The organism is Micromonospora haikouensis (assembly GCF_900091595.1).
GTDB lineage: Bacteria > Actinomycetota > Actinomycetes > Mycobacteriales > Micromonosporaceae > Micromonospora > Micromonospora haikouensis.
On the sequence record NZ_FMCW01000016.1, the window covers coordinates 1 to 19,108 of the forward strand.

13 protein-coding genes and 2 pseudogenes are annotated in these 19,108 nt (G+C 73.7%); 12 read left to right on the forward strand and 3 right to left on the reverse strand.

Annotated elements, in window-relative coordinates; genetic code table 11:
• The 7 genes and pseudogenes from GA0070558_RS17465 to GA0070558_RS17495 form a co-directional block, all read left to right on the forward strand.
• Nucleotides 1–326, forward strand: a pseudogene (locus GA0070558_RS17465) (L-rhamnose isomerase); the annotation flags it as partial.
• Between the two features lie 60 nt (nucleotides 327–386).
• A complete protein-coding gene (locus GA0070558_RS17470; RefSeq protein WP_256091990.1) occupies nucleotides 387–2,396 on the forward strand; it encodes a bifunctional aldolase/short-chain dehydrogenase in 2,010 nt (669 codons plus the stop codon).
• On the forward strand, nucleotides 2,393–3,850 hold the full coding sequence (locus tag GA0070558_RS17475; protein WP_091281242.1) for a rhamnulokinase: 1,458 nt from the start codon (nucleotides 2,393–2,395) through the stop codon (nucleotides 3,848–3,850). The genes GA0070558_RS17470 and GA0070558_RS17475 overlap by 4 nt, the downstream gene beginning before the upstream one ends.
• Nucleotides 3,829–4,608, forward strand: a complete 780-nt coding sequence (locus tag GA0070558_RS17480; protein ID WP_091281245.1) for a (Fe-S)-binding protein — start codon at nucleotides 3,829–3,831, stop codon at nucleotides 4,606–4,608. The genes GA0070558_RS17475 and GA0070558_RS17480 overlap by 22 nt, the downstream gene beginning before the upstream one ends.
• The gene (locus GA0070558_RS17485; protein WP_091281249.1) at nucleotides 4,605–6,035 is read left to right on the forward strand and encodes a lactate utilization protein B; all 1,431 of its coding nucleotides are present in this window, start codon (nucleotides 4,605–4,607) and stop codon (nucleotides 6,033–6,035) included. Before GA0070558_RS17480 ends, GA0070558_RS17485 begins: the two co-directional genes overlap by 4 nt.
• On the forward strand, nucleotides 6,032–6,649 hold the full coding sequence (locus tag GA0070558_RS17490; RefSeq protein ID WP_176734250.1) for a LutC/YkgG family protein: 618 nt from the start codon (nucleotides 6,032–6,034) through the stop codon (nucleotides 6,647–6,649). The genes GA0070558_RS17485 and GA0070558_RS17490 overlap by 4 nt, the downstream gene beginning before the upstream one ends.
• Nucleotides 6,650–6,747: 98 nt before the next feature.
• Nucleotides 6,748–7,128 (forward strand): VOC family protein, encoded by a 381-nt coding sequence (locus GA0070558_RS17495; protein ID WP_091281563.1) that lies wholly within the window; start codon nucleotides 6,748–6,750, stop codon nucleotides 7,126–7,128.
• Nucleotides 7,129–7,204: 76 nt separating this feature from the next.
• On the opposite strand, the gene GA0070558_RS17500 is transcribed toward GA0070558_RS17495, so the two are convergent.
• Nucleotides 7,205–10,024 (reverse strand): glycosyl hydrolase family 95 catalytic domain-containing protein, encoded by a 2,820-nt coding sequence (locus tag GA0070558_RS17500; protein WP_091281255.1) that lies wholly within the window; start codon nucleotides 10,022–10,024, stop codon nucleotides 7,205–7,207.
• A gap of 21 nt (nucleotides 10,025–10,045) precedes the next feature.
• On the reverse strand, nucleotides 10,046–11,320 hold the full coding sequence (locus tag GA0070558_RS17505) for a CE1 family esterase (RefSeq protein ID WP_176734251.1): 1,275 nt from the start codon (nucleotides 11,318–11,320) through the stop codon (nucleotides 10,046–10,048).
• A gap of 563 nt (nucleotides 11,321–11,883) precedes the next feature.
• On the opposite strand from GA0070558_RS17505, the pseudogene GA0070558_RS34445 reads away from it, so the two are divergent.
• The 3 genes and pseudogenes from GA0070558_RS34445 to GA0070558_RS17515 all read left to right on the forward strand — a co-directional run.
• Nucleotides 11,884–12,429: pseudogene (locus tag GA0070558_RS34445) on the forward strand (family 43 glycosylhydrolase); the annotation flags it as partial.
• Nucleotides 12,430–12,512: 83 nt separating this feature from the next.
• On the forward strand, nucleotides 12,513–13,433 hold the full coding sequence (locus GA0070558_RS34450; protein ID WP_256092002.1) for a glycoside hydrolase family 43 protein: 921 nt from the start codon (nucleotides 12,513–12,515) through the stop codon (nucleotides 13,431–13,433).
• A gap of 64 nt (nucleotides 13,434–13,497) precedes the next feature.
• Nucleotides 13,498–14,538, forward strand: coding sequence for a LacI family DNA-binding transcriptional regulator (locus GA0070558_RS17515; RefSeq protein ID WP_091281259.1), 1,041 nt, complete (start codon nucleotides 13,498–13,500; stop codon nucleotides 14,536–14,538).
• A gap of 43 nt (nucleotides 14,539–14,581) precedes the next feature.
• Here the strand turns inward: GA0070558_RS17515 and GA0070558_RS17520 are convergent, their stop codons facing one another.
• The gene (locus tag GA0070558_RS17520) at nucleotides 14,582–16,006 is read right to left on the reverse strand and encodes a short-chain fatty acyl-CoA regulator family protein (RefSeq protein WP_256091991.1); all 1,425 of its coding nucleotides are present in this window, start codon (nucleotides 16,004–16,006) and stop codon (nucleotides 14,582–14,584) included.
• A 197-nt stretch (nucleotides 16,007–16,203) separates the two neighbouring features.
• Between GA0070558_RS17520 and aceA the strand changes: the two genes are divergently transcribed.
• Together aceA and aceB are read left to right on the forward strand one after the other, a co-directional pair.
• Entirely contained in the window at nucleotides 16,204–17,475 is a 1,272-nt protein-coding gene (aceA, locus tag GA0070558_RS17525) for an isocitrate lyase (RefSeq protein WP_091281261.1), read from the forward strand.
• Nucleotides 17,472–19,082 carry a malate synthase A gene (gene aceB, locus GA0070558_RS17530; protein WP_091281266.1) on the forward strand — a complete coding sequence of 537 codons (1,611 nt, stop codon included), beginning with the start codon at nucleotides 17,472–17,474 and terminating at the stop codon, nucleotides 19,080–19,082. Before aceA ends, aceB begins: the two co-directional genes overlap by 4 nt.
• Nucleotides 19,083–19,108: the final 26 nt, after the last annotated feature.

The window sequence follows — 19,108 nt, forward strand, 5'->3', positions numbered from 1 at the left end:
TCGCGTTCATGCTCGATCAGTGTCACAACATCGAGCCGAAGATCCCGGCGGTCATCCGGTCGGTGATGAACGTGCAGGAGGCCACCGCGAAGGCGCTGCTGGTCGACCGGGCTGCGCTGCGGGCCGCTCAGGACGCCGGTGACGTGCTCGCGGCGAACGCGGTGCTGATGGACGCCTACCACACCGACGTGCGGCCCCTGCTCGCCGAACTGCGCGCCGACGCGGGCCTGGACCCCGACCCGATGGGCGCGTACGCCCGCTCCGGCTACTTCGAGAAGATCCGCGCCGAACGCGTCGGCGGCCGGCAGGCCGGCTGGGACGCCTGAGCGCCGGCCGAGAAACACAGACAGGGGACACGAGGAATGCACTCCGAGGTTCAGGCACTGGTGGCCCGCAGTAACCGGCTCGGTGCCGACCCGACCACGACCAACTACGCCGGTGGCAACACCTCGGCCAAGGGCGAGGCGACCGACCCGGTGACCGGCGGGCCCGTCGAGCTGCTGTGGGTCAAGGGCTCCGGCGGTGACCTCGGCACCCTGACCGAGGCCGGGCTGGCGGTGCTGCGGCTCGACCGGCTGCGCGCCCTGGCCGACGTCTACCCCGGCGTCGACCGGGAGGACGAGATGGTCGCCGCGTTCGACTACTGCCTGCACGGGCGGGGCGGGGCGGCCCCGTCGATCGACACGGCCATGCACGGGCTGGTCGACGCCGCGCACGTCGACCACCTGCACCCCGACGCCGGCATCGCCCTCGCCACCGCCGCCGACGGGCCGGCGCTCACCGAGGAGATCTTCGGCGACCGGGTGCTGTGGGTGCCGTGGCGGCGGCCCGGGTTCCAGCTCGGCCTCGACATCGCCGCCGTGGCCAGGGCCAACCCGCAGGCGATCGGGGTCGTCCTCGGCGGGCACGGTATCACCGCCTGGGGGGCCACCAGCGAGGAGTGCGAACGCCACTCGCTGGAGATCATCCGCACGGCGCAGGCGTACCTCGACCGGCACGGCCGACCCGAGCCGTTCGGCCCGGTGATCGCCGGGCACGAGCCGCTGCCCCCCGCGCAGCGGCGGGCCCGCGCCGCCGCGCTCGCGCCGGTCCTGCGCGGCCTGGCGTCCACCGACCGCCCGCAGGTCGGCCACTTCACCGACAGCGACGTGGTGCTCGACTTCGTCGCCCGCGAGCGGCACCCCGCCCTCGCGGCGCTGGGCACCTCCTGCCCCGACCACTTCCTGCGCACCAAGGTCCGCCCGATGGTGCTCGACCTGCCGCCGTCGGCGTCGCTTCCGGAGACCACCGCCCGGCTGAGGGAGCTGCACGCGGCCTACCGCGACGACTACCGCGCCTACTACGAGCGGCACGCGGGCCCGGATAGCCCGCCGATGCGCGGGGCCGACCCGGCGATCGTCCTCGTCCCCGGCGTCGGCATGTTCAGCTACGGCCCCAACAAGCAGACCGCCCGGGTCGCCGGCGAGTTCTACGTCAATGCCGTCAACGTCATGCGCGGCGCCGAGTCCGTGTCGACGTACGCCCCGATCGACGAGGCGGAGAAGTTCCGCATCGAGTACTGGGCCCTGGAGGAGGCCAAGCTCGCCCGGATGCCGAAGCCGAAGCCCCTCGCCACCCGGATCGCGCTGGTCACCGGGGCCGGCTCCGGCATCGGCCGGGCGATCGCCCACCGCCTCGCCGCCGAGGGCGCCTGCGTGGTCGTCGCCGACCGCGACATCGCCGCCGCCGAGACCGTGGCCCGTGAGCTGGGCGGCACCGACGTCGCGGTGGCCGTGCCGGTCGACGTCACCGACGCCGGGGCCGTGGCCGACGCGGTCGCTGCGGCGGTGCTCGCCTACGGCGGCCTGGACCTCGTGGTCAACAACGCCGGGCTGTCGCTGTCGAAGTCGTTGCTGGACACCACCGAGGCGGACTGGGACATCCAGCACGACGTGATGGCCAAGGGCTCCTTCCTGGTCTCGCGCGAGGCCGCCCGGGTGCTCGTCGACCAGGGCATGGGCGGCGACATCGTCTACATCTCCAGCAAGAACTCCCTGTTCGCCGGCCCCAACAACGTCGCCTACGGCGCGGCCAAGGCCGACCAGGCGCACCAGGTCCGGCTGCTCGCCGCCGAACTCGGCGGCCACGGCATCCGGGTCAACGGCATCAACCCCGACGGGGTCGTGCGCGGCTCCGGCATCTTCGCCGGCGGCTGGGGCGCGAAGCGGGCCGCCGTCTACGGGGTGCCCGAGGAGCGGCTGGGCGAGTACTACGCCCAGCGCACCCTGCTCAAGCGGGAGGTGCTGCCCGAGCACGTCGCCAACGCCGTCTTCGTGCTCACCGGCGGCGAGCTGTCCCACACGACGGGCCTGCACGTCCCGGTCGACGCCGGCGTCGCGGCGGCCTTCCTCCGGTGAGCGCCGTCGTCGACGTCGCCGCGGTCGACCTCGGCGCGTCCAGCGGCCGGGTCATGGTCGGCCGCGTCGGCCCGGGGCGGGTGGCGCTCACCGAGGCGCACCGGTTCCCGAACGTGCCCGTCCGCGTCGGCGGCACCCTGCACTGGGACATCCTCCGCCTGTGGCACGAGGTGGTCGCGGGGCTGCGCGCCGCCGGCCCGGTGACGAGCGTCGGCGTCGACTCCTGGGCCGTGGACTACGGGCTGCTCGACGCCACCGGGGCGCTGCTGGGCAACCCCGTGCACTACCGCGACGCCCGCACCGACGGGGTCGCCGAGCGGGTCGAGGAGCACCTGGGCCAGGAGCGGCTGTACGCCACCACCGGGTTGCAGCGGCTGCCGTTCAACACCCTGTACCAGGTGGTCGCGGCGGCCGGCACGCCGCAACTGGCCGCCGCCGACCGGCTCCTGCTGATCCCGGACCTGATCACCTACTGGCTCACCGGCCGCGTCGGCGCGGAGGTCACCAACGCCTCGACCACCCAGCTGTACGACCTGCGCCGCCGGGCCTGGGCCGCCGACCTGATGGCCGAGGCGGGGGTACCCGCCGGCCTGCTGCCGCCCCTGCACCCGCCGGGCACCCGGATCGGCCCGGTCCGGCCCGACCTGGGGCTGCCCGGCACCCCCGAGGTGGTGGCCGTCGGCTCGCACGACACCGCGTCCGCCGTCGTCGGCGTGCCGGCGGCCGGCGAGCGGTTCGCGTACGTCTCCTGCGGCACCTGGTCGCTGGTCGGCGTGGAACTCGACGCCCCGGTGCTCACCGAGGCGAGCCGGCGGGCCAACTTCACCAACGAGGCGGGCGTCGACGGCACGATCCGCTACCTGCGCAACGTGATGGGCCTGTGGCTGCTGCAGGAGTCGCTGCGGCGCTGGGGCGACGTCGACCTGCCCGCCCTGCTGCGCCAGGCCGCCGGGGAACCGGAGTTCCGGTCCGTGGTGGACCCCGACGACCCGGTGTTCCTGCCGCCCGGCGACATGCCGGCGCGGATCGCCGACGCCTGCCGGCGGGCCGGCGAGCCGGTGCCGGACGGCCCGGCCGCCACGGTCCGCTGCATCGTGGACAGCCTGGCGCTGGCCCACCGGCGGGCCGTGCACCAGGCCCAGGAGCTGTCCGGCCGGTCCGTCGACGTCGTGCACGTGGTCGGTGGGGGCGCCCGCAACGCGCTGCTGTGCCAGCTCACCGCCGACGCCTGCGGGTTGCCGGTGGTCGCGGGGCCGGTCGAGGCCACCGCGTTGGGTAACATCCTGGTGCAGGCCAGGGCCGCCGGCGTGGTCGGCGGCGACCTGGCCGCGCTGCGGGGCCTGCTGCGCGAGACCCAACACCTCGTCCGGTACGAGCCGCGGGGCGACCAGGCGGCCTGGCGGGCCGCGCAGGAGCGGATGGGTGGTGGAGAATGCGCGTCGCGCTGTTCGTGACCTGCCTGGCCGACACCCTGTTCCCGCAGGCGGCGGCGGCGACGGTGCGGCTGCTGGAACGGCTCGGCCACGAGGTCGTCTTTCCGCAGGACCAGACGTGCTGCGGGCAGATGCACGTCAACACCGGCTACCCCGACGACGCGCTGCGGCTGGTCCGCCGGCACGTGCGGGTCTTCGCCCCGTACGACGTGGTGGTGGCGCCCTCCGGGTCGTGCGTGGGCTCGGTGCGGCACCAGCACGCCACGGTGGCCCGGCGGGCGGGCGACGAGCGGCTCGCCGGCCGGGCCGAGGAGGTCGCCGCCCGCACGTACGAGCTGTCCGAGTTCCTCGTCGACGTGGCCGGGGTCACCGACGTCGGGGCCTACTACCCGCACCGGGTGACGTACCACCCGACGTGCCACTCGCTGCGGATGCTGCGGGTGGGCGACCGGCCGCTGCGCCTGCTGCGCGCCGTACGCGGGCTGGAGCTGGTGGAGCTGCCGCAGGCGGAGCAGTGCTGCGGCTTCGGCGGCACCTTCGCGGTGAAGAACGCCGACACCTCGACGGCGATGCTCGCCGACAAGATGCGCCACGTGCTGGCCACCCGGGCCGACGTGTGCACCGCCGGCGACGCCTCCTGCCTGATGCACATCGGCGGCGGGCTGTCCCGGCTGCGCGCCGGCGTGCGCACCGTGCACCTGGCCGAGATCCTGGCCAGCACCGAGGCGAACCCGGCAGGCGGGGCGGTCGCGACGCCGGCCACCGGAGGTGCGCGATGACCGAGACCTTCCTCGGCATGCCGGCCACCGCCCCGCCCGGCGTCGGGCACCTGCGCGGCGACGAGCCGTTCCCGGTGGCCGCCCGGCGGGCGTTGGGTGACGCCCAGCTGCGCCGCAACGTGGGCCACGCCACCAGCACCATCCGCGCCAAGTCGGCCGCCGTGATCGGCGAGGTGCCCGACTGGCCGCAGCTGCGGGCCGCCGCCCGGGCGATCAAGACGGACACCATGGCCCGCCTGCCCGAGCTGCTGGAGCAGCTGGAGGCGGCGGTCGGTCGGGCCGGCGGGACGGTGCACTGGGCCGCCGACGCGGTCGAGGCCAACCGGATCGTCACCGACCTGGTCCGGGGGGCCGGCGCCGACCGGGTGATGAAGGTCAAGTCGATGGCCACCCAGGAGATCGGCCTCAACGAGGCCTTGATGGACGCCGGCATCGAGCCGGTCGAGACCGACCTCGCCGAGCTGATCGTGCAGCTCGGCGACGACCGGCCCAGCCACATCCTGGTGCCGGCGATCCACCGCAACCGGGCCGAGATCCGGGAGATCTTCCTGCGCACCATGCCCGGGGTGGACCCGGCGCTCACCGACGAGCCGGCGGCCCTGGCCGCCGCCGCGCGCCGGCACCTGCGCGAGACGTTCCTGAGCACCCGGGTCGCCGTGTCCGGGGCGAACTTCGCCGTCGCCGAGACCGGCACCCTCGCCGTCGTCGAGTCCGAGGGCAACGGGCGGATGTGCCTCACCCTGCCGGAGACCCTGATCACCGTCATGGGCATCGAGAAGGTCGTGCCCACCTGGCGTGACCTGGAGGTCTTCCTGCAACTGCTGCCCCGGGCGTCGACGGGGGAGCGGATGAACCCGTACACCTCGATGTGGACCGGCGTCACCCCCGGCGACGGCCCGCAGGCGTTCCACCTGGTGCTGCTCGACAACGGCCGCAGCGCCGTGCTCGCCGACCCGGTCGGCCGGGAAGCGCTGCACTGCATCCGCTGCTCGGCCTGCCTCAACGTCTGCCCCGTCTACGAGCGCACCGGCGGCCACGCCTACGGGTCGGTCTACCCGGGACCCATCGGCGCGGTGCTCTCCCCGCAGCTCACCGGCGTCGCCGACAACGCCTCCCTGCCGTACGCGTCGTCGCTCTGCGGCGCCTGCTACGACGCCTGCCCGGTGATGATCGACATCCCGTCCATCCTCGTCCACCTGCGCGGCCAAGCGCCGCACCCCAGGGGCGAGGCGGTGGCGATGGCCGCCGCCGCGTACACGATGGACCATCCCGCGCTGTACGCGGCCGCGCAGCGCGGCGCGAAGCTGAGCCGGCTCGCCGGCCCGCGCGGGCGTGGCCTGCCCCCGCCGCTGTCGGGCTGGACGGCCAGCCGCGACCTGCCGGAGCCGCCGCCGCAGACCTTCCGCCAGTGGTGGGCCGACCGGTGACCGCCCGCGACCTGATCCTCGGCCGCCTGCGGGCCGCGCTGGCCGCACCCGCACCCCCGCCGGCCGAGGTGCACCGGGACTACCGGCCCGCTGGCGCCGTGGCCGCCGACCTGGACGTGCTCGTGGACCGGCTCACCGACTACCGGGCGACCGTGCACCGGTGCGCGGACGCCGACGTCGCCCGGGTCGTCGGCGAGGTGCTCGGCGGCCGGCGGGTCGTGGTGCCGCCCGGGCTGCCCCCGCACTGGCTGCCGCCCGGCGTCACCGCCGTGACCGACGACGGCCTCGACGCCGCGCGGATCGCCGCGGTCGACGGCGTGGTCACCGCGGCGGCCGTGGCCGTCGCCGAGACCGGCACCATCGTGCTCGACGGGGGCCCGGACCAGGGCCGCCGGGTCGTCACCCTGCTGCCCGACGTGCACGTGTGCGTGCTGCGGGCCGACCAGGTCGTCGCCACCGTGCCGGACGCCCTCGCCCGCCTCGACCCGTGCCGCCCCCTGACCTGGATCAGCGGTCCGTCGGCCACCAGCGACATCGAACTCGACCGGGTCGAGGGCGTCCACGGGCCCCGCAACCTGCACGTGGTCCTCACCGCCGGGCCCGGCGGGGGCTGAAACCCCGTCGCGCCCGCCCGCCCCGCCCGGTACGGTCTCCGGCGTGTTCCCGCCGTCGGGAGCGCGATGCTTGTTCCCCTCACTGTTAGGTGGCGTCGATGGCCTGTCGGATCAGCGAGCTCGTGCTCAGTTGCCGCGACCCCGAGGTGCTGGCGCGGTTCTGGTGCGAGGTGCTGGACTACGTGGTGCTCGACCGCGACGGCGACGGCAGCATCGAGATCGGGCCGCGCGAGGGGTTCGGCGGCCCGCAGCCGACGATCATCCTCGCCCCCACCGACGAGCCGGAGCGGGCGAAGCCCCGGCTGCACATCGACGTCAACGCCACCGACCGCGACCAGGACGCCGAGCTCGAACGGCTGCTCGCGCTCGGGGCGCGCCGGGCCGACATCGGCCAGACCGGCGAGGAGTCCTGGCACGTCCTCGCCGATCCCGAGGGCAACGAGTTCTGCCTGCTCAAGGCCAGTCTCCAGCCGCTCTGAGGGTGGGCGGGACGGGGCGCGCCCCCGCCCGGGCGGCGCCCAAGGCTGCCCGGCGCGACGGCGCGCCCCGCGCCGGTCAGGTGGTGGTGCAGGTGAGGTTCGTCGGCGGGTTGTTGGTCCCGGTCGTCGTGGCGATGAAGCCGAACGTGGTGGAGGCGCCGGCGGCCAGCGCCCCGTTGTAGTCGACGTTGCGCACCGTCACGTTCGACCCGCTCTGGGTGTGCGAGCCGCCCCAGATCTGGCTGATCACCTGGCCGTTGGGGAACGTCCAGGAGACCGTCCAGCCCCGGATCGCGGTCGCGCCGGCGGTGACGGTGACCTCGCCCTGGAAGCCGCCCGACCAGGACCCCGTCACCGCGTACGTCGCCCGCGCGCCGGACGACGGCGGCGAACTGGTCGGCGGCGGGGTCGGCGTCGGCGTCGGCGACCCGGTGGGCGTGGGGCTGGGGGTCAGGGTCGGTGACGGCGTGACGCCGGGCCGCGCCGCCCGGTAGGTGTGGCCGGCGCGGACGGTGAGCGCGACGACGTCCGTCTCCGGTCGGGTGACGGCCGGCGTGCTGCCGTCGGTGACGTCGACGAGGGTGAAGCTGCCGGTGAGCAGCCGGGCGCGCAGCTTCAGCGTGCCGTCGCGGTCGGCGCGGATGACGATCTCGTCGATCTGGCTGTTGGTCCAGGCCACGCCGACGGTGTAGCCGCCCCGGCCGCGCAGGCCCGCGACCTGCCCGGTGGGCCAGGCCGTCGGCAGCGCGGGCAGCACGTGCAGCTCCCCGGCGTGGCTCTGCAGCAGCATCTCGGCGATGCCGGAGGTGGCCCCGAAGTTGCCGTCGATCTGGAACGGCGGGTGCAGGTCGAACATGTTCGGCGCGAGCCGGTCGGTGCGCACCAGGTCCTTGAAGAGCTTGTGGGCGCGGGCGGCGTCCTCCAGCCGGGCCCAGAAATTGATCTTCCAGGCGAGGGACCAGCCGGTGCCGTCGTCGCCGCGCAGCTCCAGCGTCTTGCGCGCGGCCTCGTGCAGGGCCGGGGTGCCGCGCTTGGTGATCTGGTTGCTGGGGTGCAGGCCGTACAGGTGGGAGACGTGCCGGTGGGTCCGCTCGGGCTCGACCCAGTCGGCGAGCCACTCCTGGACGCTGCCGCGCGAGCCGACCCGGCTCGGGGGCAGCCGGTCCTTGGCGGTACGCACCTGGGACCGGAAGGTGGTGTCGACGCCGAGCGCCTCGCTGGCCTTGGCCGCGGCGTCGAACAGGTCGCGCAGGATCTGGTTGTCCATCGTGGGACCCGCGCAGACGCTGACGTTCGCGTGGTGGGCGAGCTCCGGCGAGTTCGACGGGTTCGTGACCAGGTAGCCGAGCGTCGGATGGGCGACCAGGGTGTCGAGGAAGAACTGCGCGGCGCCCTTCAGGGCCGGGTAGTTGGTCTGGAGGAAACCGACGTCGCCGGTGAACAGGTAGTGCTCCCAGATGAGCGTGGCCAGCCACGCGCCGCCGGTCTGCCACATGCCCCACAGGGCCCCGTCGACGACCGACGCGCCCCGCCACGCGTCCGTGTTGTGGTGGGTGACCCAGCCGCCGGCGCCGTACTGGGCCTGGGCGACGCGCGCGCCGGTCACCGTCAGGTCCTTGATCATGTCGAAGACCGGCAGGAAGCACTCGGACAGGTTCGTCGTGTCCGCCGGCCAGTAGTTCATCGGCAGGTTGGCGTTGATGGTGTACTTCGAGTCCCAGGACGGGGCCAGGGAGTCGTTCCAGATGCCCTGCAGGTTCGCCGGCTGGGTGCCCGGCCGCGAGGAGGAGATCAGCAGGTAGCGGCCGAACTGGAACAGCAGCGCGGCGAACTGCGGGTCGTTGGTGCTCGCGTGCTGGGCGATCCGTACGTCGGTGGGCTGGTCGGCGGCGGCCGTGCGCCCCAGGTTGATCGTCACCCGGTTGAACAGCGCCTGGTAGTCGGCGACGTGGCGGCTGCGCAGCTGGTCGATGGACACGCCCTTGGCCGCGTTGAGCCGGTTGCGCGCGATGCCCTGGTAGTCGCCGTTGACGGTGCGGTAGTTGACGTAACTGGACCCGATCGAGATCAGCACGGTCACGCTCGTGGCCCCGGTGACCCGCAGGGAGCCGCCGGAGCTGCTGACCGTGCCGCCGGTCGCGATCGCGTGGGCCAGGCCGAGGAACCGCACCGACCCGTTGAGGCCCTCCATGTTGCCGGAGATGCCGTCGACGGCGATCGTGCTGGCGTCCGGGCTCGACATGGTCGTCCGTTGCGGACTGTCGAAGGTGGCGGTGAACGTGATCGAGTTCGCCTTGTCGGCGGTCAGCCGCAGCACGATCACCTGGTCGGGGGCGCTGGCGAACACCTCACGCTGGTAGCGGACACCGCCCAGCACGTACGTGGTGGTGACGGTGGCCGTGGTGAGGTCGAGGGTGCGGTTGTACTGCGACACGCCGCTGGCCGAGCCGAAGGCGAGCCGGAGGTTGCCCACGGTCTGGTAGGCGAGCTGGCCGCCCGGCGTACCCATCATCGTCTGGTTGATGAGGTCCTGCGCCGAGGACCACTGGTCGGCGAAGACGCGCCGGCGGATCTCGGCCAGGTTGGCCGCGCCCCGGGTGTTGGCGGAGTCGTACGGGCCGCCGGCCCAGACGGTGTCCTCGTTGAGTTGCAGCCGCTCGGTGTCGACGTTGCCGAAGACCATCGCGCCGAGGCGTCCGTTGCCGATGGGCAGCGCGCGCAGCCAGTCGGTGCCGGCCCCCTCGTCGTACCACAGGGCCATGTCACCGGCGGCCAGCGCCTGCGGGGGCGCCGCCGAGTCGGCGCGGGCGACGGCGTTCCACGCCGCCGGCACCAGCGCGGCCCCGGCCCCCGCCGCCCCGGCCTTGAGCACGTTTCTTCGTGTCACTTCAGACATGATCTCTCCAGTTCACGCGGCTCAGAGGCTGGTGCAGGTCAGGGACGGCGTGTTCGGCGAGCCGCTGGCGAGGAAGCCGAACGTCGTGGACGTGCCGGCGGCCAGGCTGCCGTTCCAGGTCTCGTTGGAGACGTTCTGGGTGCTGCCGGCGGGCGCGTTGCGACCGCCCCAGACCTGGGTGATGGTCTGTCCGCCGGCGAGCGTCCAGCTCACCCGCCATCCGCTGATGGCGGTGCCGCCCGCAGTCACCTTGACCTCGCCCTGGAAGCCGCCGGACCACTGGCCCGTGGTCTGGTAGGTGGCGGCGCAGCCGCCCGGCGCCGGGCTGGTCGGCGGGGTCGTGGGCGGCGTCGTCGGCGGCGTGGTGGGCGGGGTGCCGGCGAACTGCGTGAAGAACCGCCACACCTCGCCCGGGACCCAGGTCCGCGAGCCGCTGTCGCCGCCGGCGCCGTCCTGCGGCGCGGCGATGTGGCCGCCGTCGAACGCCGCCCACACCACCGGGTAGCCGGACCGGCAGCCGGAGTAGCTGAAGACGGTGTGCGTGAGGCTGCCCGCCCTCGGCTCCGGCGGGCTCGCCGCCGTGCACCCGTTGTTGCGCACGAAGCGGTCGCGCAGCGATCGCCCACCGGCGATGTTGTCGCTGATGCCGTGCACCCCGAGGTACGCGAACGGCTGGGTGCCGCCGCTGCATCCGCTGAGCGTGCCGGGGGCGGACTGGACGGCGACCGCCCGGAAGACGTCCGGCCGGGCGCAGGCCAGCGCGTAGCTCATGGATCCGCCGTAGCTGAAGCCGACGGAGAACCGCTGCGTCGTGTCGACGCACAGGCCGCCCTCGATGCGCCGGAGCATGTCGTCGACGAACGTGATGTCCTCGCCGCCGGAGTTGGCCCAGCCGTTGTTGATGCCCTGGGGGGCCACGAAGATGGTGCTGTTCTCCGCCAGGCGCAGCAGGCCGTAGTAGGCCCACACGTCCCGCTGCACCGTCTGGCCCGTGGCGACGTCGACCGCGGTGCCGCCGTACCAGTGGAACCCGAAGACCAGCCGGTACGGCCGGTTGGCGTCGTAGCCGTCGGGAACCCGCAGGATGAACGTGCGGTTCTTGCCGTTGCTCTGGATCGTGTGCGTGCCGCTGGCCAGCGTCGGCGCCTTGCCGCAGCCGGCCGTCGCCGCTGCCGCGCCGACCTCCGCGGCCCGGGCGGTGCCGCCGAGGCCGCCGCCGACCAGCGTGCCGGCCGTGCCGAGGGTCAGCAGCATCGCGACCGCGATGGATGCGAACCGCGATCTACAGGTGGACATCAGATGTCTCCTTCATGCCGTGGGGTGGTGGTGTCGACGGCAAGCCGTCGTTGGTCAGCCCGGACGTGGCCGATCTGGCCGGGAGCGGTTCTCGGCAGGCTGACCTGCCCACGGTCAGGGCGTGCCGTGGAGGCTGGCGTGCCTGCCCGGTCGCTGGCGCGTGAACTGGCGCTGACCCGGTGGAACGTCGAGTCGCCGACCGGTCGCCCGTGCCGGCGCGGCGATGAGGGCAGCGCGTCGAACGACGCTGTTAGCGCTAAGAAGAGCCGCGTCCGCGTTCCTGACATCGGCATGCGTCGATGTCTGCCGGCGTCCGAGCTCCCGACGGCGCACCAGCTTTGCCCACATGGACTCTCGTGGATGCATGTGCCCGCCGTCAAGATATGACGTTTAGGTTTCGCGAAAGTTTCCCGCTGGTGAAGACGCCGGTCGGCCGCAGGCGTCACCCGGCCGCTCAATAGGAGGCTGTGGGGCGGGTTGCGGATGCTTGAGCCCGGCCGGGGTTTCTCGTAGCATCCAGGGTCCGAAATGTTACCGCGAACATTTCTCGGAGGGTGGTGTCAGTGTCCGCCGACCCGCACTACCGCAACCCGGTCGTCGCCGGTTTCTATCCCGACCCGAGCGTCTGCCGCGTCGGCGACGACTACTACCTGGTCTGCTCCAGCTTCGAATACTTCCCTGGGGTGCCGCTGCTGCACAGCCGGGACCTGGTCAACTGGCGGCAGATCGGCAACGTGCTCGACCGCCCGAGCCAACTCCACCTCCCCGCGGACACCCCGGCCTCCCAGGGCGTCTACGCCCCGACCATCCGCCACCACGACGGCCGGTTCTGGGTGGTCACCACCAACGTGAGCCTGGGCCGGCACCTGATCGTCACCGCGCAGGACCCCGCCGGGCCGTGGTCCGATCCGGTCCAGATCGACCTGCCGCACGTCGACCCCTCGCTGGCCTGGGACGACGAGGGGAACTGCTGGCTGACCACCTCGGGGGTGAAGTCCTACCGGATCGACCCGGACACCGGCCGGGTGCTGGAGGGCCCGATCCCCCTCTGGTCGGGCACCGGCGGCCAGTACCCCGAGGCCCCGCACCTCTACCGCATCGACGGCTGGTGGTACCTGCTGCTCTCCGAGGGCGGCACGCACACCGGCCACGCCGTCTCGGTCGCCCGGTCGCGCAGCCCCGGGGCCCCTTCGTGCCCGCACCGACCAACCCGATCCTCACCCACCGGGGCAGCAACCTGCCGGTGCAGGCCACCGGGCACGCCGACCTGGTCCAGAGCCCCGACGGCGGCTGGTGGATGGTCCTGCTTGGCATCCGGGCCAAGGGCCAGTGGCCGCCCTACCACGTCCTGGGCCGCGAGACCTTCCTGGTGCCCGTCCGCTGGGTCGACGGGTGGCCCGTCGTCGACCCCGTCGAGGAGGTCACGGCGGCCCCGGCCGGCAGCGCCCCGGCGCTCGCCGCCCCGGCCGAGGCGGGCGCGCACCGCGACGACTTCGACACGGCCGTCCTCGCCCCCGGCTGGGTCTCGCCGCGCTCCCGGCCCGACGCCGCCTGGTCGCTGACCGCGCGGCCCGGCTGGCTCACCCTGAACGCCACGGGGACGACGCTGGACCGCGCCGGCGCGACGATCGTGGCCACCCGGCAGCGGCACCACGACTGCCGCGCCAGCGCGCGCCTGGACCCGGGCGGCGGCACCGCCGGGCTCACCATCCGCATCGACGAGGCGCACCACTACGACCTGGAGGTCTCCGCCGGCTGCGTGCGGGTTGTCGGCCGGGTCGGCCCGTTCCGGCAGGTCTTCGCCGAGCTCGCCGTGCCCGGCGGGCCGCTCGTCCTCACGATCGCCACCCGGACCCATGACCTCCGCCCGCCGACCGTGACCTGCGCCGCCGACCTGTCGGCCGGGGCCGCGCCCTTCGGCGTACGCGCCGCCGCCTGCGACATGGTGGCCTTCGAGGTGGAGACCCCCGACGGCCCCCGCGTGCTGGCCGAGCTCGACGGGCGCTACCTGTCCACGGAGGTCGCCGCCGGCTTCACCGGCCGGGTCGTCGGCATGTACGTCACCGAGGGCAGCGCCGCCTTCGACTGGTTCGACTACCGGCCGGCGGGCTGACGGCGCTCGCCGCGGCGGTCACGGCCACCGTCCCGCGCCGGGCGGCCGCCGTAGACTCTGCCCCGTGATCGAGGACGGCCCGCGGCGGCATCCCCGCAAGCCCCGGCGCGGTGACCTGCCCATCGCCACGATCGCCGAGCTCGCCGGGGTGTCCCCGCCCACGGTGTCCAAGGTGCTCAACGGCCGCGGCGGCGTCGGCGAACAGACCCGGCGACGGGTGGAGGCGCTGCTGCGCGACCACGGCTACCGCCGGCGGCAGGCCGCCGGGGTCACCCCCTGCGTCGAGGTGGTCTTCCACCAGATGCTGCCCTCGATCGCGATGGAGATCCTGCGGGGGGTCCAGCAGGTCGCCGGCGCGCGGGACTGCACGGTCGGCTTCACCGACGTCCACCGCCGGGTCCTGGTGGGCCAGTCCTGGGTGGAGCCGATGCTGCGGCGACAGCCGACCGCCGTCATCACGGTCCTCTCCCAGGTCACCGCCGAGCACAGCGCGCAGTTCGCCGCCAGCGGCGTGCCGCTGGTCGCCGTCGACCCGATCGGTGACCTGTTCCCCACGCCCGCCGTCGGGGCCAACAACTGGAGCGGTGCCCTCGCCGGCACCCGGCACCTGCTCGACCTGGGCCACCGCCGGATCGGAGTGCTCACCGGCCCGGTCAAGGACCTGTCCGCCCGGGCCCGGCTGGACGGCTTCCGTGCCGCGCTGGACTACGCCGGGATCCCGTTCGACGACGGTCTCGAACGACGCGGCGTGCTCACCTTCGACAGCGGCCGGGAACTCGCGGCCGAGCTGCTGTCGCGGCCCGCGCCGCCCACCGCCGTCGTGTGCGGCAACGACCTGCAGGCGCTGGGCGTCTACGCGGCGGCGCGCGAGGCTGACCTGCGGATCCCCGACGACCTCAGCGTCGTGGGCTTCGACGACATCGACCAGGCGGCCTGGCTGGCGCCGCCGCTGACCACGGTGCGGCAGCCCTTCGGCGAGATCGGGGCCACCGCCGCCCGACTCGCGCTGTCCATGGCCGACGGCCACGCCCCGGCCCAGGAGCGGTACGAGCTCAACACCGCTCTCGTCGTACGCGGCAGCACCGCGCCGCCCCGGGCCGGCTGAGCGGGGCAGGGCCGCTGCGGGTCCGGCATCCCGCCGGGCGGGGTCAGCCCTTCAGCGGATACGGGATGAAGGTGCTGCGGTTCTCGTCCAGGTCGAGCCGGCCCGTGATCGGCGCTGCGGCGCGCTGCGGGCAGGTCATCCGCTCGCAGGTCTTGCAGCCGGGGCCGATCGAGGTGGTGGCGTCGGCCGCGTACAGGTCGATGCCGGCGGAGTAGACCAGCCGCTCGGCGTGCCGGGTCTCGCAGCCGAGCCCGATCGCGTAGACCTTCCCCGGCTGGTTGTAGCCGCCGTGGTGCCGGGTGATGGTGCGGGCGATCCACAGGTAGCGCTGCCCGTCGGGCATCGCGGCGACCTGCACGACGACCCGGCCGGGCGAGCTGAACGCCTCGTAGACGTTCCACAGTGGGCAGGTGCCGCCGGTCAGCGAGAACGGGAAGCCGGTGGCGGACTGCCGCTTGGACAGGTTGCCGGCCCGGTCGACCCGGACGAACGAGAACGGCACCCCCCGCGCGCGGGGCCGCTGCAGGGTGCTGAGCCGGTGGCAGACCGTCTCCCACCCCATCGCGAAGTGCTGGGTGAGCAGGTCGATGTCGTAGCGGCGCTGCTCCGCCGCGGCGAGGAAGCGCTCGTAGGGCAGGATCAGCGCGGCGGCGAAGTAGTTCGCCAGGCCGACCCGGGTGAGGATCTGCGTCTGCACGTCGTCGAAGCGTTCCTCCTCCACGATCTCGTCGATCACGTCGGCGAACTCCAGCAGCGCGATCTGCGCCGCCATCCGCATCGCCTCCTGCCCGGCCCGCAGCGACGTCGACAGGTGCAGGGTGCGCGTCTGCGGCCGGTAGCGGTGCAACTCGTCGCCGAGCAGGGTGGCGTCGTCGCGGCGCACCTGCACGCAGTGCCGCTCGGCGAGCCGGTCCTGCAACGCGGAGCGCACCTCGCCGCGGCGCAGCCCGATGGTCGCCGCCAGCCGCTCCGCCGCCTCGTCGAGGTCCGGCACGTAGTTCTGCCGCCGGTAGAAGAACTCGGTCACCCGGTCGTGCGGGCTGCGCCCGATCGTCTCCCGGTCGCCGAGCAGCTCGGCGAGCTGCTCGTCGGCCTGCCGGTAGCGCCGGTGCAGGTCGAGGACGGCCTCGGCGACCTCGGGCAGCCGGGTGGCCAGCTCGGTGAGGTCGGCGACGCTCGGCCGCCCCGGGAGCGCCTCGCGCAGCCCGGCGACCAGCCGCGGCGTGTCGCGCGGGGCGAACACCGTCGGGTCGACGCCGAAGACCTCGGTGATCCGCATCAGCACCGGCACGGTCAGCGGGCGCGCGTCGTGCTCGATCTGGTTGAGATAGCTGGGGGAGATGTTGAGCAGGCGGGCCAGGTGCGACTGGCTCAGCGCGCGGTCCTCGCGCATCCGGCGCAGCCGGGCGCCCGCGAAGGTCTTGCCGATCGCCCTCACCTCCTCGTCGGTCTTTCGGCAGCCCAGCACCGTTGGCAGGCTGCAAATATAACCCTTCGCAACTTCGCAAGACGGGGCGCGAACTTCTCAGAACTTGGCTTCTTCCGTCCCTCGACCGCACCGCCGACTCCGTGTGACCGTTGGCGACACGCCGGACGGGCGCCGCGGTCACGCCGCTGGGCGGCACGACGGAGCGCCGGCGTCACGACAGCCGAGGAGACGACATCATGCAGAACGCCGTGGAGAAGTTGCGGACCGAGTGGGAGACCGACCCCCGCTGGCAGGGGGTGCGCCGCGGCTACCGCGCCGAGGACGTGGTGCGCCTGCGCGGGGCGATCCAGGAGGAGCACACCCTGGCCCGGCACGGGGCGCAGCGGCTGTGGCGGCTGCTGCACAGCGAGGACTACGTCCACGCCCTGGGCGCGCTCACCGGCAACCAGGCCGTGCAGATGGTCCGGGCCGGGCTGAAGGCGATCTACCTCTCCGGCTGGCAGGTGGCCGCCGACGCCAACCTCGCCGGGCACACCTACCCCGACCAGAGCCTCTACCCCGCCAACTCGGTGCCCGCCGTGGTGCGCCGGATCAACAACGCCCTGCTGCGCGCCGCCCAGATCACCACCGCCGAGGGCGACGAGAACGGGACCGACTGGCTGGCCCCGATCGTCGCCGACGCCGAGGCCGGCTTCGGCGGGCCGCTCAACGCGTACGAGCTGATGACCGCCATGATCGCGGCCGGCGCGGCGGGCGTGCACTGGGAGGACCAGCTCGCCGCCGAGAAGAAGTGCGGCCACCTCGGCGGCAAGGTGCTCGTCCCGACCGGGGCGCACATCCGCACCCTGGAGGCGGCGCGGCTCGCCGCCGACATCGCCGGGGTGCCGTCGGTCATCATCGCCCGCACCGACGCGCAGGCCGCCACGCTGCTGACCACCGACGTCGACGAGCGGGACCGGCCCTTCGTCACCGGCGAGCGCACCGCCGAGGGCTTCTACCGGGTGCGCAACGGCGTCGAGCCGTGCATCGCCCGGGGCCTGGCCTACGCCCCGCACGCCGACCTGCTCTGGATGGAGACCTCCACCCCCGACCTGGAGATCGCCCGGCGCTTCGCCGAGGCGATCAAGGCGGAGCACCCGGACCAGCTCCTCGCCTACAACTGCTCGCCGTCGTTCAACTGGCGCAAGCACCTCGACGACGCCACCATCGCCAAGTTCCAGCGGGAACTCGGCCACATGGGCTACAAGTTCCAGTTCATCACCCTGGCCGGCTTCCACGCCCTCAACTACTCGATGTTCGACCTGGCCCGCGGCTACGCCGCCGACGGCATGCCCGCCTACGTGTCGCTGCAGGAGCGGGAGTTCGCCGCCGAGCCGGCCGGCTACACCGCCGTCAAGCACCAGCGCGAGGTCGGCACCGGCTACTTCGACCTGATCAGCACCGTGCTCAACCCGGCCGCCGAGACCACCGCCCTGCGCGGTTCCACCGAGGAGGAGCAGTTCGCATGAGATACGAGATCATCGGCCCGATGGCCGACCGGTTCGACGAGGTCCTCACCCCGGCGGCGCTGGAGTTCCTGGTCGAGCTGGACAGCGAGTTCGCCGCCCGCCGGGTGGCCCTGCTGGACACCCGGCGGGCCCGCCGGGACCGGTACGCCACCGGTCAGCTCCCCGACTTCCTCCCCGAGACCGCCGCGATCCGCGCCGACCCGACCTGGCGGGTGGCCCCGCCCGCGCCCGGCCTGCTCGACCGGCGGGTCGAGATCACCGGCCCGCCCGACCGCAAGATGACCGTCAACGCGCTCAACTCCGGGGCGCGGGTGTGGCTCGCCGACTTCGAGGACGCCACCTCGCCGACCTGGCACAACGTGGTCTCCGGTCAGCTCAACCTCATCGACGCCCTGGACCGGCGGATCGACTTCACCGACGCGCGCGGCAAGCGCTACGCCCTCGGCGACGAGCTGGCCACGATCGTCGTGCGGCCCCGCGGCTGGCACCTCGTGGAGAAGGGCATCGTGGTGGACGGGCGGCCCATCTCGGCCAGCCTGGTCGACTTCGGGCTCTACCTGTTCCACTGCGCGCGGCGGCAGCTCGACGCGGGCGCCGGACCCTACTTCTACCTGCCGAAGCTGGAGAGCCACCACGAGGCGCGGCTGTGGAACGACGTCTTCGTCTTCGCCCAGCAGCGCCTGGGCCTGCCGCGCGGCACCATCCGGGCCACCACCCTCATCGAGACGATCACCGCCGCCTTCGAGATGGAGGAGATCCTCTACGAGCTGCGCGAGCACTCGGCGGGCCTGAACGCCGGCCGGTGGGACTACATCTTCAGCGTGATCAGGAACTTCGGGCAGTGGTCGGACTTCGTCCTGCCCGACCGGGCCGAGGTCACCATGACGGTGCCGTTCATGCGGGCGTACACCGAGCTGCTGGTGGCGACCTGCCACCGGCGCGGCGCGCACGCCATCGGCGGGATGGCCGCGTTCGTCCCCAGCCGGGACCCGCAGGTCAACGAGGTGGCCCTGGGCCGGGTGCGGGCGGACAAGCGGCGCGAGGCCGGCGACGGCTTCGACGGCTCGTGGGTCGCCCACCCGGGGCTGGTCGCCACCTGCCGCGAGGAGTTCGACGCGGTGCTGGGCGAGCGCCCGCACCAGCTCGACCGGCTCCGGGACGACGTCAGCGTCGCCGCCGCCGACCTGCTCGCCGTCGACAAGACCCCCGGCCAGGTCACCGCCGCGGGGGTGCGCGCCAACATCGCGGTCGCGCTGCGCTACATCGACGCGTGGCTCGGCGGCGCCGGGGCGGTCGCCCTGTGGAACCTGATGGAGGACGCGGCGACCGCCGAGATCGCCCGCTGCCAGGTGTGGCAGTGGCTGCACCACGGCACCCCGCTGGCCGACGGCGGCTGCGTGACCGACGAGCTGGTGCGCACGATCCTCGCGCAGGAGCTGGCCGACCTGGTGACGGGTCGCGGCGCCGCCGACCGGGAGCGCGCCGAGCGGGCCGCCCGCGTCGTCGAGGACACCGCGTTCGGCGAGGACCTGCCGGCGTTCTTCACCACCGGCGCGTACGCCCGGCACCTCGGCCCGGGCCGCCGGCTCGCGGCGTCGGCGCGCTGAGGCGGCGCATCGGCCGCCGACGCGGT